Source organism: Caulobacter sp. GW821-FHT10A10 (assembly GCF_059415745.1).
Window position 1 is genome coordinate 154,240 of record NZ_JBWKNV010000007.1, and the last position, 15,905, is coordinate 170,144.

General features: G+C 67.9%; 11 protein-coding genes and 1 pseudogene. 9 read left to right on the forward strand and 3 right to left on the reverse strand.

The genetic code is table 11. The features are described from left to right. Positions 1–93: 93 nt before the first annotated feature. The 7 genes from AC07NS_RS19755 (at position 94) to AC07NS_RS19785 (ending at position 8,749) form a co-directional block, all read left to right on the forward strand. Positions 94–1,542 carry an MAC/perforin domain-containing protein gene (locus AC07NS_RS19755; protein WP_494606000.1) on the forward strand — a complete coding sequence of 483 codons (1,449 nt, stop codon included), beginning with the start codon at positions 94–96 and terminating at the stop codon, positions 1,540–1,542. Positions 1,543–1,688: 146 nt separating this feature from the next. Further along, positions 1,689–3,803 (forward strand): TonB-dependent siderophore receptor, encoded by a 2,115-nt coding sequence (locus AC07NS_RS19760; RefSeq protein ID WP_494606002.1) that lies wholly within the window; start codon positions 1,689–1,691, stop codon positions 3,801–3,803. Positions 3,804–4,060: 257 nt separating this feature from the next. Next, positions 4,061–5,347 carry an RNA polymerase sigma factor gene (locus tag AC07NS_RS19765; protein WP_494606004.1) on the forward strand — a complete coding sequence of 429 codons (1,287 nt, stop codon included), beginning with the start codon at positions 4,061–4,063 and terminating at the stop codon, positions 5,345–5,347. 61 nt (positions 5,348–5,408) lie between these two features. After that, on the forward strand, positions 5,409–5,933 hold the full coding sequence (locus AC07NS_RS19770) for an SRPBCC family protein (RefSeq protein ID WP_494606006.1): 525 nt from the start codon (positions 5,409–5,411) through the stop codon (positions 5,931–5,933). 42 nt (positions 5,934–5,975) lie between these two features. Further along, a complete protein-coding gene (locus AC07NS_RS19775) occupies positions 5,976–6,389 on the forward strand; it encodes a plasmid stabilization protein (protein WP_494606008.1) in 414 nt (137 codons plus the stop codon). Between the two features lie 377 nt (positions 6,390–6,766). Next, entirely contained in the window at positions 6,767–8,371 is a 1,605-nt protein-coding gene (locus tag AC07NS_RS19780) for a DEAD/DEAH box helicase (RefSeq protein ID WP_494606010.1), read from the forward strand. Positions 8,372–8,491: 120 nt separating this feature from the next. Continuing rightward, on the forward strand, positions 8,492–8,749 hold the full coding sequence (locus AC07NS_RS19785) for a hypothetical protein (protein ID WP_494606012.1): 258 nt from the start codon (positions 8,492–8,494) through the stop codon (positions 8,747–8,749). Between the two features lie 34 nt (positions 8,750–8,783). Here the strand turns inward: AC07NS_RS19785 and AC07NS_RS19790 are convergent, their stop codons facing one another. Then, positions 8,784–10,241 carry a coniferyl aldehyde dehydrogenase gene (locus AC07NS_RS19790; RefSeq protein WP_494606014.1) on the reverse strand — a complete coding sequence of 486 codons (1,458 nt, stop codon included), beginning with the start codon at positions 10,239–10,241 and terminating at the stop codon, positions 8,784–8,786. 180 nt (positions 10,242–10,421) lie between these two features. Here AC07NS_RS19790 and AC07NS_RS19795 point away from each other — a divergent pair, with 180 nt between their 5' ends. Further along, positions 10,422–11,483 (forward strand): GGDEF domain-containing protein, encoded by a 1,062-nt coding sequence (locus tag AC07NS_RS19795; RefSeq protein WP_494606016.1) that lies wholly within the window; start codon positions 10,422–10,424, stop codon positions 11,481–11,483. A 164-nt stretch (positions 11,484–11,647) separates the two neighbouring features. Then, positions 11,648–12,451 carry an enoyl-CoA hydratase/isomerase gene (locus tag AC07NS_RS19800; protein WP_494606018.1) on the forward strand — a complete coding sequence of 268 codons (804 nt, stop codon included), beginning with the start codon at positions 11,648–11,650 and terminating at the stop codon, positions 12,449–12,451. Between the two features lie 18 nt (positions 12,452–12,469). Here AC07NS_RS19800 and AC07NS_RS19805 read toward each other — a convergent pair. Together AC07NS_RS19805 and AC07NS_RS19810 are read right to left on the reverse strand one after the other, a co-directional pair. Further along, positions 12,470–12,571: pseudogene (locus AC07NS_RS19805) on the reverse strand (hypothetical protein); the annotation flags it as partial. A gap of 42 nt (positions 12,572–12,613) precedes the next feature. Then, positions 12,614–15,814 (reverse strand): TonB-dependent receptor, encoded by a 3,201-nt coding sequence (locus AC07NS_RS19810; RefSeq protein WP_494606020.1) that lies wholly within the window; start codon positions 15,812–15,814, stop codon positions 12,614–12,616. Positions 15,815–15,905: the final 91 nt, after the last annotated feature.

Here is a 15,905-nt window from a genome sequence, read left to right on the forward strand (position 1 = left end):
GCGACGATACGGCGTCCCTTGCCGGCTCCCTGCTCGATTCCATCGAGAAACCCAGCGGCCCGAGCGCCGCGATCAGCGCCAGGGGAGCGCCGCATGCCCAACTTCACCTCGACCCTCGAAATCGGCGCCGACCAGACGCGCGCGGACACCATCTGGGGCTATGGCATCAACTGCATCACCGGCGGGATCGTCGTCGGCCCGCACGCCCTCGCCAGCTTCACCAAGCAGAAGCCGACGCAGCGCAGCCTGGACAACCGGCAGGCCACGGTGATCAAGTCCAGCGCCGACTACAGCAGCTTCCTCAGCACCAAGGCCAGCGTGTCGGTCTCGGGCCTTTCCTGGTCGGCCACCGCCAGCATGGCCTACGCCAGCCAGCACGCTTCCAGCGACACCTCGCTGACCTACGTGGTCACCCGCGACATGCGCTCGGTGGACGTCTATCTCGACATCGCTTCGGCCAAGGTCGATCCGGCGGCCCTGAGCCTGCTCAAGAGCCAGGGCCCGGCCGCCTTCCTCGCGACCTACGGCACCCATTGCGTGATCGGGGTGTCCTACGGCGGGTCCTTCAGCGGCTACATCAAGATCGACACCAGTTCGTCGACCGACAAGGAAACCATGGCGGCCGCGCTGTCGGCTTCGGCCAAGGGCTTCGGCATGGGCGGCTCGATCGACGTCTCGTTCAATGCCGGACTGACCGCGACCAGCACCCTCTACACCCTGACCTCCTCCTCCGCCGCGGTAGGCGCCAACACGGGCGTCTTCAACAGCACCGATCCCGACGGCTTGCTCAAGGCCGCCGAAAACCTCGCCCTGATCGCCAACTCGGCTCCCGGGGTCAGCGGCGCCGCCGTCACGTTCATCTGCGTGACCTGGGACCAGTTCGACGACATCCAGACGGCCCTGAACGCGATCAAGCAGCCGGACGCCCTCAGCCTCGACGGCTGCATGGCCAACCTGATGCAGCTGTCGGCCGAGTATCTGGAGCTCGACTACCTGATCGGCACCTGCCAGAGCATGCTGCACAGCAACGACTTCGCCATTCCGGCCCAACGCGGCGTCCTCGGCGCCCTGCTGTCGGCCGCCAGCGCCGGCCAGAGCGCCATCAACAGCCTCAGCGTCGGCCAGCTGGAGACGATGACGGCCGCCACGCTGCAGAACTACCTGATCTCGTCGCGGCTCAACGTGCAGCTCAACCCCATCACCCACGGCCAGGTGCTGGTCTATACGTCCTGGTACACCGACGCCGCGTTCGACGCTTGGGGGGACCATTCGGCGACGCTCGCCATCACGCCCAACGTCGAGACCAAGGTCGCGACGGTGCACCATCACAATGTGGAGTCCGACGCCGACCTCTATGTCGACGTGCGCCAAGACGGCCAGGGCCACACCCTCTACACCCGCTGGGCCTGGCACAACGGCGACAACTTCACCAGCAACGTCGTCGACATCGGCGGCGTCTCGATCAACACCGCCGTCGCCAGCGCTTCGTGGACGGGCGCGGCCTGGAACCACATCGCCGCCAACCTGATCAGCTACCCTTGAGATAATTCGAAATACAATTGCGAGTGATTTGCAATCCCATCCTCCCCTCGCTATAGCCTGCCGGACGCCGACACCGTCGGCGTCCGGATTATCTGGCGCCGATCTCCCTTTGCGTGATCGCAAGCGGCGCAACGAAGGGGTGGCCCATGTTCCTGAAGACCACGCTGCTGGCGAGCGGCGCTTTCCTGGCGCTCGCCGGGCCCGCTCTCGCGCAGACGACGACCGACGACACCGACGTCGAGGGCGTGGTCGTCACCGGCGCCTACACCGTCAACAGCCGCATCGACACGGCGACCGGCCTGGGCCTGACCCTGCGCGAGACGCCGCAGTCGGTCACGGTGATCACCGCCCAGCGCATCCAGGACCAGAACCTGTCGACGATCGCCGACGTCGTGCGCAACACCGCCGGCGTCTCGATGGTCGAGGTCGACGACGTGCGCAACGTGTTCAACGCCCGCGGCTTCGAGATCAAGAACTACCAGATCGACGGCGTGCCGCTGTCGTGGAGCCTGGCCGGCGATAGCGGCGAGACCGTCGCCGACGTGTCGATCTACGAGCGCATCGAGATCGTGCGCGGCGCCACGGGCCTGCTGACCGGCGCCGGCGACCCTTCCGCCTCTATCAACCTGGTGCGCAAGCACGCCGACTCCCGCGAGTTCAAGGGCTCGGTCACCGGCTCGCTCAGCAGCTGGGACCGCCGCCGTCTCGAGACCGACGTCTCGGGCGCGATCAAGGACGGCACGATCCGCGGCCGCTTCGTGGCCAAGTACGAACAGGGCGACACCTATTTCGACCGCCAGACCACCGAGAAGCATGTGCTCTACGGCGTGGTCGAGGCCGACCTGACCGACGCCACCCTGCTGCGCGTCGGCGCCAGCCAACAGGTGACCACGCCGAACGCGGCCTTCTGGGGCTCGCTGCCCAGCTTCTACACCGACGGCACGCGCACCAACCTGCCGATCTCGACCAACACGGCCGCCAACTGGTCGTACTGGGACACCACCAACACCAACTACTTCGCCAACCTGACGCACAGCTTCGCGAACGGCTGGAAGGTCTCGTTCAACTACAACCGCATGATCAACGAGCAGGATTCCCAGCTGCTCTATCTCTACGGCACGATCGACCGCACCACCGGCGTCGGCCTGGCGACCTGGCCCTACAAGAGCAAGGGCGAGACCACCCAGGACAGCTTCGACATCCAGCTGCACGGCGACTACACGCTGTTCGGCCGCGAGCACGACTTCACCGTCGGCGCCCTGCGCAGCGTCCAGAAGTCGGACGTGGTCTACTACCAGGCCGGCGGCGCCAACGCCTTCCTGCCGGCGACCAGCATCTACAGCTGGGACGGCAATTTCCCGAAGCCGGACTTCTCCACCACGCCGACGCAGTACACCGACAACGAGACCGAGCAGAGCGGCTTCTTCGCCGCCACCCGCCTCAACGTCACCGACGCCCTGAAGGTGGTCGGCGGGGCGCGGATCTCGGCCTGGAAGCGCAGCGGCCTCAACGGCGGCACGCAAGAGAACTACTCGTCGGACAACGTCGTCATTCCCTATGTCGGCGTCCTCTACGACCTGACCCCGGCGCACCGCCTCTACGGCAGCTACACGGAAATCTTCCAGCCGCAGAACCTGCGCGACGTCAACGGCACGGTGCTCGATCCGGTCACCGGCAAGGCCTATGAGCTGGGCCTCAAGAGCGCCTTCTTCGGCGACGTGCTGCAATCGACCATCGCCGTCTTCAAGATCCAGCAGGACGGCGTTGGCCAGGCCACCGGCGAGTTCGTGATCGGCAACCCGACCGAGCAGGCCTATGCGCCGGCCGACGGCGCCGAGAGCACCGGCTTCGAGCTGGAACTGCTGGGTCGCATCACCGACGGCTGGAACGTCAGCGCCAACTACGCCCAGTTCGAGGTCGAGGACTCGAGCGGCGCCAAGGTCAACACCGACCAGCCGCGCAAGAGCTTCACGGTGTTCTCGACTTACAAGTTCGGCGGCGCGCTGGACGGCCTGACCGTCGGCGGCGGCGTCAACTGGCGCGACACCATCTATTCGGTCTCCGGCAGCGGTCGGATCGAGCAGAAGGCCTTCGCCCTGGCCAACCTGATGGCCCGCTACGAGATCAACGAGAACCTGTCGGTGCAGGCCAACGTCGATAACCTGTTCGACGAGACCTACTACAGCCAGATCAGCTATTTCAGCCAGTACCGCTACGGCGCGCCACGCAACTACACGGTCGCCCTGAAGTACGCGTTCTGATCCCCGGGAGGCCGACGCCTCCAAGGATCCAGCCGAATGAAGCCGCCGGGTTCGCCCGGCGGCTTTTTTCGTGTCCGCGATGTCGGGAGCGATGGTCCGACCACGTCCTTGGCCAGCGGCGCCGCGGCCGCGGGAGACACCGGGATGCCCGACGCCATTCTCTGCTATCAGATGCAGGACGACGCCGACGCAGCAGGCTGCGCATCTGTTTTGGGAGCAGAGGGTCGCCGGTCCGGCCGGCGTTGGGGAGCTCGATGATGACCGATCCCGACTGGATCGACGCCGCCCTCGTCTCGGCCCGCCCCCGGGCCATGGCCGCCCTGCTGCGCTATTTCCGCGACCTCGACACGGCGGAAGAAGCCTATCAGGACGCCTGCCTGCGGGCCCTGAAGTCATGGCCGGAGAAAGGCCCGCCACGCGACCCGACCGCCTGGCTGATCCTGGTCGGGCGCAACAGCGGCGTCGACGCCGCCCGCCGCCGGGGCAAACAGACCGCCCTGCCCTCCGACGAGGTGCTGACCGACCTGCAATCAGGCCTCGACGACGCCGAGACGGCCGCGGCCGAGCGGATCGACGGCGCCGACTGGCGCGACGACATCCTGCGGCTGCTGTTCGTCTGCTGCCATCCCGACCTGCCGGCCACCCAGCAGATCGCGCTGGCCCTGCGCATCGTCTCGGGCCTGTCGGTGCGCCAGATCGCCCGAGCCTTCCTGGTCGGCGAGGCGGCGATGGAACAGCGGATCACCCGCGCCAAGGCCCGCATCGCCAAGGGCGACGTCCCGTTCGAAGCCCCCAGCCTGACCGAGCGCGCCGAGCGCCTGCTGGTGGTCATGGCCATGGTCTATCTGGTGTTCAACGAGGGCTATTCGGCCGGCGGCGCCGAGGCCGACGCCCGGCGGCCGCTGTGCGACGAGGCTGTCCGCCTGTCACGCCTGCTGCTGACGCTGTTCCCGGGCGAAGCCGAGGTCATGGGCCTGCTGGCGTTGATGCTGCTGCAGCACGCCCGCTCGCCTGCCCGCCTCGACGCCGACGGCCTCGTCGTTCTGCTCGATAACCAGGACCGCTCGCTGTGGAACCGCGCGATGATCGACGAGGGCCTGGCCCTGCTCGACCAGGCCATGCTGCGCCGTGAGCCCGGCCCCTATCAGGCCCAGGCCGCCATCGCCGCCCTGCACGCCCGCGCAGAACGGCCCGAAGACACCGACTGGGCCCAGATCGATCTCCTCTACGCCGTGCTGGAGCGCATGACCCCCTCGCCCGTCGTCACCCTCAACCGCGCCGTGGCCGTCTCCAAGGTCGCCGGACCGGAAGCCGCCCTGGCGATGATCGCGCCGCTTGAAGAGCGGCTTGCCGGCTATTTCCACTTCCACGGCCTGCGCGGCGCTCTGAACCAACAACTGGGCCGCGACGACGACGCCCGCGAAGCCTTCGGCCGCGCCATCGCCCTGGCCGGCGGCGCTGCGGAGGCGGTCTACATCCGCCAGCAGCTCGACCTGCTGCAGACCGGTTCCGAGAAAAATCCCGGGCGAGTGTCGGAAGCCTGACGGTTCGAACGTCCTTGCCACGAACGGCCCGGCAAGGGCCTCGCCTTCAAGGGAGTTTCCGATGTTGAAGATCATCGCCGCCGTCGTCGCGCTGGGCCTGGCCGCCCTGCTGATCGCCGCCGCCTTGCGTCCGCCGACCTTCCGCGTCGAGCGCTTGATCCTGGTCAGCGCCCCGCCCGAGGCCGTGCTGGCCCAGGTCTCCGACTTCAAGGCCTGGCGCGACTGGTCGCCCTACGAGACCCTCGACGCCGACCTGCAACGCACCTACGGCGGCGCCGAACGCGGCGTCGGCGCGACCTACGCCAGGGCCGGCAAAAAGGCCGGGACCGGCCGCATGCGCATCGACGAGGCCACCGGCCGCCAGGTGCGCATCGCGCTCGACTTCGAAAAGCCCTTCAAGGCCAGCAACACCGCCCTCTTCACCGCCGTTGCCGAAGGCGACGTCACCCGCGTGACCTGGTCGATGTCCGGACCCGCGCCGTTCGTCTCACGGCTGATGGGCCTCGTGTTCAACATGGACAAGATGATCGGCCGCGATTTCGAGACGGGTCTGTTCAATCTCAAGACCGTGGTCGAGCGTTCATAATCCGTCGTCGCCCAAGACCCGTCGCCCCTCCAGGAGTCCGCCATGGCCCGTTTCCTCCTGCTGAAGTTCGAACCGTCTTCCGAGCCGCGGGTTTTCCTGGGCGAGCAGGAGGAGACCGCCATGCCCAAAGCCAGCGAGAATGGGGGCGACAAGAGCAAGTACACCGACAAGCAGGAGCGCAAGGCCGACCACATCGCCGAGGGCTACGAGGCCCGCGGCGTGTCGGAGAAGGAAGCCGAGCGCCGGGCCTGGGCCACGGTCAACAAGGACGACGGCGGCGGCAAGAAACCCGGCGGCTCCGGGCGCGGCAAGCACACGGGCCATCCCGCGGCCCACAAGGGCGGCAGGAAGGGCGGCGAGGCCTCGGCCAGCCGCAGCGCCGCCGATCGCTCGGCTTCCTCCAGGAAAGCTGCGGCCACCCGCAAGCGAAACGCCGAACAGCATGCGCATCACTGAGCCGCGCGGCTGACAGCCCCCTCAGAAAAACTGACGCGCTCGAATCCATACTAATCCAGTAGTGATTTCTCAGCGCCGTCTTCCTCCCCTTTGGCGGCGCCGAGCGGAGCGCCGCCCCGCCAGGACCTCACGGACGGCTCCCGTGTCCTGGTCACGTCCTTCGGGGGAAGGACTGGGGCGGCGCTCGCTCTTGAGCTCACACTTGCCCCCGCTCTTGAACCATTGCGCACGACGGCCCATCTGAGGCCGTATAGGCCCCGCGAAGATTGACTTCGCGGCGATTGCGCCTATTTATCCCCATCTTCGGAGCAGGTCTGGCGAATCCGCGCCGCCCGCTCGCCCAAGCACGGGCGGCTCCGAGTTCAGACCAGCGTGAAATGACAGAATTCTCCGATCTCGGGCTTTCGCCCACGACCCTCCAAGCGGTCGCCGACACCGGCTACACGACCGCCACCCCGATCCAGGCCCAGGCGATCCCGGTCGCCCTCGCCGGCCAGGACGTGCTCGGCATCGCCCAGACGGGCACCGGCAAGACCGCCGCCTTCACCCTGCCGCTGATCGACAAGCTGGCCTCGGGCCGCGCCAAGGCCCGCATGCCGCGCGCCCTGGTCATCGCCCCGACCCGCGAACTGGCCGACCAGGTCGCCTCCAGCTTCGAGAAGTACGCCAAGGGCACCAAGCTCTCGTGGGCGCTGCTGATCGGCGGCGTCTCGTTCGGCGACCAGGAAAAGAAGCTCGACCGCGGCGTCGACGTGCTGATCGCCACCCCGGGCCGCCTGCTCGACCACTTCGAGCGCGGCAAGCTGCTGATGACCGGCGTGCAGTTCCTCGTCGTCGACGAAGCCGACCGCATGCTCGACATGGGCTTCATCCCGGACATCGAGCGCATCTTCAAGCTGACGCCGCCGAAGAAGCAGACCCTGTTCTTCTCGGCGACCATGCCGCCGGAAATCACCCGCCTCACCAAGCAGTTCCTGCGTGACCCGGTGCGGATCGAGGTCGCCAAGCCGGCCACGACCAACGCCAACATCACCCAGCTGCTGATCAAGGTGCCGTCGTCGGATCCCAAGGCCAAGCGCCTGGCCCTGCGCACCATCGTCGAGAAGGCCGCGCCGGAAACCGGCATCGTCTTCTGCAACCGCAAGACCGAAGTCGACATCGTCGCCAAGTCGCTGAAGGTGCACGGCTTCGACGCCGCCGCCATCCACGGCGACCTCGACCAGAGCCAGCGCATGAAGACCCTGGCGGACTTCCGCTCGGGCGCGCTGAAGATCCTGGTCGCCTCCGACGTCGCCGCCCGCGGTCTCGACATCCCGGCCGTCAGCCACGTCTTCAATTACGACGTCCCGCACCACGCCGACGACTACGTGCACCGCATCGGCCGCACGGGTCGCGCCGGTCGCACGGGCGTGGCCTACATGCTGGTGACCCCGGCCGACGACAAGGGCTTCGACAAGGTCGTCAAGCTGATCGGCTCGACCCCCGCCGAAGAAGTCATCGACGTCGACTACACCAACGCCGTCACCGTGCCGCGCGAAGGCGACCGCAGCCGCCGTGGTCGTGGCGACCGCCCGGGCCGTGACCGCGGCGAGCGCGGTGAACGTGGCGGCCGCGGCCGTCGCGAACGCGGCGAGACTGCTCCTGCCGAGGCCGAAGTCGTCGAAGCCGTCGCCGTCGAGGCCGCTCCGGAAGCGCCCGTCGTCGCCGAACGTTCGGAGCGTCCGGAACGCGAGCGCAAGCCGCGCCGTGAACGCACGCGCGATCGTGATCGCGCCCCCGCCGCCGTGGTCGAGGCCGCGCCGGTCGAGGAAGCCGCCCCCGCGCCGCGCTCTTCGCGCGAGCGTCCGCCGATGCCGGTGCGCGGCGTCCAGCCGGTCCGCGCCCGCGACGACGACGACGATCGCCGCGTGGTCGGCTTCGGTAACGACATCCCCGCCTTCCTGCTGCGGGCTCCGCCTCGCCTGGCCAAGGTCGAGGACTGACGAGACGCCCATTCGGGCGTAGAGTGGCCGGCGTGCTCCACGGAGCCGCCGGCTTTTCTTTGTTTTCTCGACGGTTCCGCGCGCTTGCCAAGAACGAGCAAAAAGCCCGGAGGAACCGCCATGGCCAATTTCACGCCGTCCCAGTCCGATCCCGACCTGCTGACCCACGAACGCACCTACCACGCCTTCAGCGTGCTGATCCGCTGGTGCATGGTCGGCCTGGCGGTCGCCATCACCACCCTGACCCTGTGGTTCGCCACCCCGGCGGGCTTCTTCGGCGGACTGATCACGGGCGTCGTGCTGGCCGTGGTCGGCTATTTCGCGGTGATCCGCCACGAGGACAAGCAGCCGCTGGACCTCTGGACCGAGGGGCGGTGAAGACCAGACCCTCTCCCTGAAGGGGGAGGATTTCTCAGCGCTTGATCTGCCCCGCCAGGTACTTCCGGATCGCCGCACCGTAAGGCGGGCGCAGGGCCAGCATCGGGCCGATGTCCTTCTTCAGCTGGTGGAACACCGCCTTGCGGTGGCTGAACTCGCGGAAGCCGTCGTGGCCGTGATAGGCGCCGGTGCCGGCCGGGCCGACGCCGCCGAACGGCAGGTCCTCCTGGGCGACGTGGAAGATCACGTCATTGACCGTCGCCCCGCCGCTGGTCGTGCCGTTCAGCACGGTCTCGCGCTCGGCCTCATCGGTCCCGAACCAGTAGAGAGCCAGCGGGCGGGCGTGGGCGTTGACGTAGTCGATGGCCTGCTCGACGCGGTCATAGCCTTTCACCGGCAGCAGCGGACCGAAGATCTCGTCCTGCATCACCGTCATGTCGTCGGTGGGATCCAGGATCAGGGTCGGCGGGATCTTGCGGTGCTCCTGCTGGGCGAAGTCCTCGCCGGCCGGATTGAGCTCGACCACCCTGGCGCCCTTGGCCCGCGCGTCGTCGACATAGCCCTTCACCCGGTCATAGTGCCGCTGGGCGACCAGGGCGGTGTAGTCGGGATTGTCCTTCAGGGTCGGGAAGCTCTTGGCGACAGCCGCCTTGGCCGCCGCGACGAAGCGCTCGACGTCCTCAGCCGGGGCCAGCACGTAGTCGGGCGCCAGGCAGATCTGGCCCGCGTTCAGGGTCTTGCCGGCCATCACCCGCGCCGCGGCGGTCTCCAGGTCGGCGCCGCGCGACAGGATCACCGGGCTCTTGCCGCCCAGCTCCAGCGTCACCGGCACCAGGTTCTCGGCCGCCGCCCGCATCACGTGGCGCGCCACCGAGGTCGCGCCGGTGAACAGCAGGTGGTCGAAGGCCAAGCCCGAAAACGCCTGCCCCACCTCCGGCCCGCCGATGACCACGGCGATCTCTTCCTCGTCGAAGGCCTTGGCGAACATCGCCTTCATCAGGTCGGACGTCGCCGGCGTGAACTCCGACGGCTTGATCATAGCCCGGTTGCCGGCCGACAGCACCCCGGCCAGCGGCGCGAAGGTCAGGTTGATCGGGAAGTTCCAAGGGCTGATCACCCCAACCACGCCCTTGGGCTGCCAGCGCACCTCGGCCTTGGCCCCGAACACGCCCAGCAGCGCCGGCGTCGTGCGTCGCTTCTCGGTCTTCATCCACTGGCGCAGATGGTCGCGGGCGAACTTCAACGGACCGATCGAGCCGGCCACGTCGGTCAGGGCCGTGGCGTCCTTCGAGCGCACGCCGAAATCGTCGCTGACCGCCTTGGCGATGTCGTCCTGGTGATCGACCAGCAGGCCGATGCAGCGGTTCAGCCAGTCGATGCGGCGTCCGGCCGTCGGCGCGCCGTCGCGCAGGTGGGCGGCCTTCTGCTTTTCGAGCACCGTCTCCAGGCCGGCCTTGACGGCCTCCGGACCGATGTTGGCGGGGGCGTTCATGCTGCGTCTCTCCCGAAAACGGCCTCTCGGCTCATCTTATCACTGATCAGGATGCGTTGAAGTTGTGACGGACGCAAGAACCCCGACCCGGCCTTAACCGCTCGTTTGAACTCTTGCGCTTATGTTTGGCGCGCAAGCGATCGGCCCTGGAGAAACCGGGATCGAACGGGGGAATGAAAGATGTCGGACGTCGAGACCACTCTGCGCGGCCCTGAAGCCTACAAGATCGCCCGTCGGGCCCTGGACCTGATGGAGCGTCATCAGATCTGGCCGACCGCGCTGAACTTCGAGCTCTGGACCCATTATGTGGCCGATCCGGACGGCGCCCTGGCGCGCGAGATCACCCGCCTGATCTCGATGGGCGAGCCCATCACCGAGATGCTGAGCGAAGAGCTGGCCGCCGCCTATCTTCCGAAAGCCCGCCTCAACGAACAGATCCGCGACGCCGGCGACCTGCTCTCCAAGGAGCTGGAGTCGGTCTCGAAGGCCATCCAAAACGCCCAGAAGACCAACGCCGCCTTCGGCAAGACCCTGGCCGGGGTCTCCAAGGACCTCGACGGCCCGACCGCCGTCGAAGGCATCAAGGCCGTGGTCACCAGCCTGGCCGCCGCCACCCGACAGGTCGCCAAGGAAAACAAGGCGCTGGAAAACCGCCTGGCCGAGTCCACCGCCGAGGTCGACCGCCTGCGCGAGCACCTGGAGCAGGTGCGCCGCGACGCCACCACCGACGGCCTGACCAACCTGGCCAACCGCAAGGCCTTCGACGAGGAGCTGGAGCGCGCCTGCGCCGAGGCCGACGAGGCCGGTTCGGCCATCTGCCTGGCCGTGCTCGACATCGACCACTTCAAGGGCTTCAACGACACCTGGGGCCACCAGACCGGCGACCAGGTCATCCGCTACGTCGCCAGCGTCATCGGCCGCGTCGCCGCCCTGCCCCGCTTCGCCGCCCGCTACGGCGGCGAGGAATTCGCGATGATCTTCCCGGGCGAAGCCGCCGCCGTGGTCAACGCCACGCTGGAAGAAATCCGCGTCGAGGTCTCCTCGCGCATGCTCAAGCGTCGCTCGACCAACGAGGACCTGGGCGCCATCACCCTGTCGTCCGGCTTCGCCGAGCGCCGCAAGGGCGAAACCGCCCACTCGGTCATGGAACGCGCCGACACCGCGCTCTACGCCTCCAAGCGCGGCGGCCGCAACCGCGTCACCGCCGCCGAGACCCAGCAAGAGTCGGCCAACGCCGCCTAGGCGCGAGAACAGAACACGCGTTCTTCTCCAGAGAACCGCGTCCCGGAGCCCGTCGATCCTACCGGATCGGCGGGCTCTTTCTTTTGGCGCAAGCCCTCTTGCGTTCCCCCGGGGCAGCCGCGCCTAGCTTGCCTGCAGGCGCGAAAAGACGCCCGGAGGATGAGATGGCCTACGAGAAGATCCGGCTGGAAACCGAAGGCGGCGTGGCCGTCGTCACTCTTTCCGACCCCGCCTCGCTGAACGCCGCCAGCCCCGACGTCGCCCGCGAACTGGCCCAGGCCTTCGGCGCGATCGCCGCCGGTCAGGTCGAGGCCCGCGCTGTCGTACTCACCGGCGAGGGCCGCGGCTTCTGCTCGGGCGCCAACCTTTCGGCGGGCGCCACCGCCGGCCGGCCGATGGACGCCGACGGCAAGCCCGACGCCGGCGCGGCGCTGGAAAGCGTCTACAATCCGCTGGTCACCCTGCTGCGCGACTTCCCGCTGCCGATCGTCACCGCCGTCAACGGCCCGGCCGCCGGCATCGGCTGCTCGCTGGCCCTGCTCGGCGACATCGTGGTGGCGGCGCAAAGCGCCTATTTCCTGCAGGCCTTCCGCCGCATCGGCCTGGTGCCCGACGGCGGCTCGACCTGGCTGCTGCCGCGCCTGGTGGGCAAGGCGCGGGCCATGGAGATGATGCTGCTGGGCGACAAGATCCCGGCCGCCAAGGCCCTGGACTGGGGGTTGGTCAACCGCTGCGTCCCCGACGCCGAACTGATGCCTACCGCCCTTGAGCTTGCCCGCGCCCTCGCCGAGGGCCCCGCCTCTCTGGGTGCCATCCGCCGGCTGGTCTGGGACAGCCTGGAGACCGACTGGATCGGCCAGCTGCACGCCGAACGCCAGGCCCAGCGCGCCGCCGGCAAGACCGAGGACTTCATCGAAGGCGTCAGCGCCTTCCTGCAAAAGCGCCCGGCGGCCTTCAAGGGGCGGTGAAAGCGCAAAACTAGCTCGTCATCCCGGGCGAAGGGCCGCGAAGCGGACCGCAGACCCGGGACCCAGGGGCCGGCGCACTGCGGTCGCCCCTGGGTCCCGGCTCTCCGCGCTACGCGCTCCGGCCGGGATGACGATGAATGGGGGCGCCTAAGCGCGCGCCCCCTAGTACTTCAGCCTGAAGCCCACCGACACGCTGCGCCCGGTCGAGCCGTAGTTCGTCACCAGGTGGTTGGCGTCATAGGCCCAGCGCTCGGTCTTCTGGTTGGTCAGGTTCAGCGCCTCGACATTGAGGGTGATGAACTTGTTGACCGTGTAGGTCGCCGAGCCGTCGAGGTTGAAGGTGGCGTTGGAACCGCCGAAGTCGTTGACGTAGGGCGACGAGCAGTCGCCCGGCGCGCAGGTGCCCGAGGCCAGCGGATAGGTCGTGTAGTAGGCCGCGCGATAGGCGCTCGACAGGCGGGCCGACCACTTGTCGGCGTCGTAATAGACCGTGAAGTTCACCGCGTCGGGCGAGGCGCCCAGCCACGGTCCCTCGACGATGCCGTTGGCGTCGTCCGGATTGAGGATGTAGCCCAGCTTGGATTCCAGGTGGGTGTAGTTGGCCTGGACGCCCAGCTTGTCGAACGGCGCGGGCAGGAAGGTCAGGTTCTGCTGGTAGCTGAACTCGACGCCCGAGATCCGGCCGCCGGGCGCATCGACGTACTGGCGGATGGTCCAGTCGCCGTCGGCGTTGATGTAGGCCAGCAGCGCCGCATTGGTCAGGGCGTCCTTCACCGCCGCCAGGCTGGCGCTGTCCAGCACCGAGCTGAGCGAGCCCGACCGGGTGATGTTCTGCGGGAAGCTGCTGATCTCTTTCGTGAAGATCGCCGCCGAGAACAGCGCGCCCGGCGCGAAGTACCATTCGAACGACAGGTCGTAGTTGGTGGCCCGGAACGGTTTGAGGTCGGGATTGCCCAGGGTGACCGACGGCGCCGAGCCCGACGGCAGCGAGGTGCTGAGCGACGAGATGCCCGGCGACAGGTTGGCCAACTGCGGACGCGCCATCACCTTGGCCGCGCCGAAGCGCAGCAGCATGTTGTCCTTCAGCTCGTAGGCCAGGTTCAGCGACGGCAGGAGGTCGTGATACTTGTTGGTCGCCGTCAGGGCCCGGGCCGAGGTCGAGTAGCCGTTCGATTCCAGCTCGGTCAGGGCGTAACGCACCCCGACATTACCGCGCAGGCTGCGATCGAACAGGTCCCGCCGGAAGTCGAACTGGTTGTAGAAGCTGGTGTCGGTCTCGCTCACCGAATAGGCGTTGCCGGGGTTGGACTTCGACGACAGGCGCCAGTCGCCCCACTTGTTCACGCAGTTGCAGTCGAAGCCGAACAGGCTGCGGAACTTGTCGATATCGGGCACGATGAAGCTGGTCGGCGTGCCGGACGAGACGTCCAGGCCCGCGCCCCAGTTCACCAGCTTGCTCATCGCCGCCGTCGTCGTCCCGGCTTCCAGCAGCGTCGGGTTCAGGGTCTCGGTCGACAGGCGCTGATACTGGGCCGTCGTGAACTGATAGACGCGCCGGGCGACGCCGCCGCTCCACACCGTGTCATCGTCGATGTCGTACTTCAGATCGACCTTGGCGGTCTCGTAGCGGTTGTCGACATAGCGCTCGTAGTGGCGCAAGGCCGAGAAGCCCTTGACCGTGTCCCACTGGGTCGGATCGGCCACGTTGAAGCCGAAGTTGAGGATCGGCATCGAGCCGCCGCCCCGCTCGTCATAGACCACCCCGTCGGCGTCCATGTGGTTGAACTCGACCAGCAGGCCGGTGTTCTGGGTGCGCGAGCGCGAGCGGCCGTAAGTGGCGTTCAGCTTGAAGCGGTCGGTGAACTCGTGGGCGACGTTGAACGAGGCCTGCTGGAAGGTGGTGGTGTAGTAGCTCTCGTCGGCGGCCGAGCGGACATCGACATTGTCCATCACCAGGTAGTCGGCCTGGTTGGCGTCGTTGACGTGGGCCTCCAGCACCTGGGTGGCCGGCCGGCCGACCAGGGCCTGCATCGCGCCCAGCACGCCCGCCGTGCCCGTCTGCCCGTTGTAGCCGTACTTGTAATAGTAGTCGTAGGGCTCGAGGTTGTTGGGATTGTAGCTGTAGCTCGTACCCGACACGAGCGAGGAGCCGTTGAGGTCCGTGCCGCAGTCGATGGCGTCGCGATAGGCCGTGGCCGTCTGACTGGTGCAGTACGGCAGGATCTGGCGCTGCACGCTCGCCGGGGCGGTCGAGGCGTTGTAGGTCGAATAGGTCTTGCCGCCCGAGGTCACCGTCTTGGTGTTGTTGCGGTTCAGACCGACGGTCTGCAGCTGGTAGTTCGTCTGGTCCTGCCACAGGCGCGAATAGACGAGGTCCGTGGTCACCGTCGTCTTCGGCGTCGGCCGCCACTGGAAGGCCGCCGTCGCGCCGATCCGCTCCTGCTGCAGCTCGGCGTGGTTCAGGGTCGCCAGGGCCGGGATCACCGTCAGGTCGTTCATCTGCGCCAGAGCGTCGGCGCTGGAGCCTTCAGCCACGGTCGCGAAGCCCGTGGCCGCCGTCGTGGCGCCGGTATGGGTGGCGTTGCGGTACAGCAGGTCGCTCTGGCCGGCCTGGCGCTGATAGCTGTCGATGGTCTGCTTGCGCGAATTGTAGGCCAGCGAGAACAGCGCCCCGAGGTCGCCGATCTTCGTGTCGTTCCAGCGGTCCGAGACGAGGCCCGCGATGCGCGGCACGTGGTTGCCGCCGTTCTCGTAGTAGGAATCCTGGATCGACAGGGCCAGGCGCCGACCCTTGAAATCAAACGGACGGCCGGTCTGCAGGTCGACCGTCGCGCCCAGCGAGCCCTCGTCGGTCTCGGCCGAGGCGGTCTTCTGGACCTTCAGCGAGTTGAACAGCTCCGAGGCGAAGGTGTTGAAGTCGAAGCCGCGCGAGCGGTTGGGGCTGGTGCCGGAATCGGTGGCCGCCGCCGTCGACAGGGCCTCCAGGCCGTTCAGGCGCACCCGGGTGAAGTCGCTGCCCAGGCCCCGGACGGTGATCGTGCGCCCTTCTCCGTTCTCGCGGTCGATCGACACGCCCGGCAGGCGCTGCAGCGACTCGGCCAGGTTGGCGTCCGGAAAATCGGCGATGTCCTCGGCGTTGATGGCGTCGACCATCACGTTGGCGTTGCGCTTGACGCTGATAGCGCTTTGCAGGGCCGCCCGGTAGCCGGTGACTACCACCTCCTCGACCGCGGTGCTCTCGACGGACTGGCCCGAGGCCTGAGCCGCCTCTTGAGCGTGAGCCGCCCCGGCGCTCAGAGCCAGCACGGACGCGGCCGCGCACAGGCGCGCCGCGGCGCGACGTTCGAATGTCGTTTGAAGCATGATGCCTCCCCCTCCCTGTCGTTTCCTTCGGAGGAGGCCCGTGTGCTCCGCGCCGCCCTCCGGTCGCCGCCCAGAAGCGGTAACCGGTGTC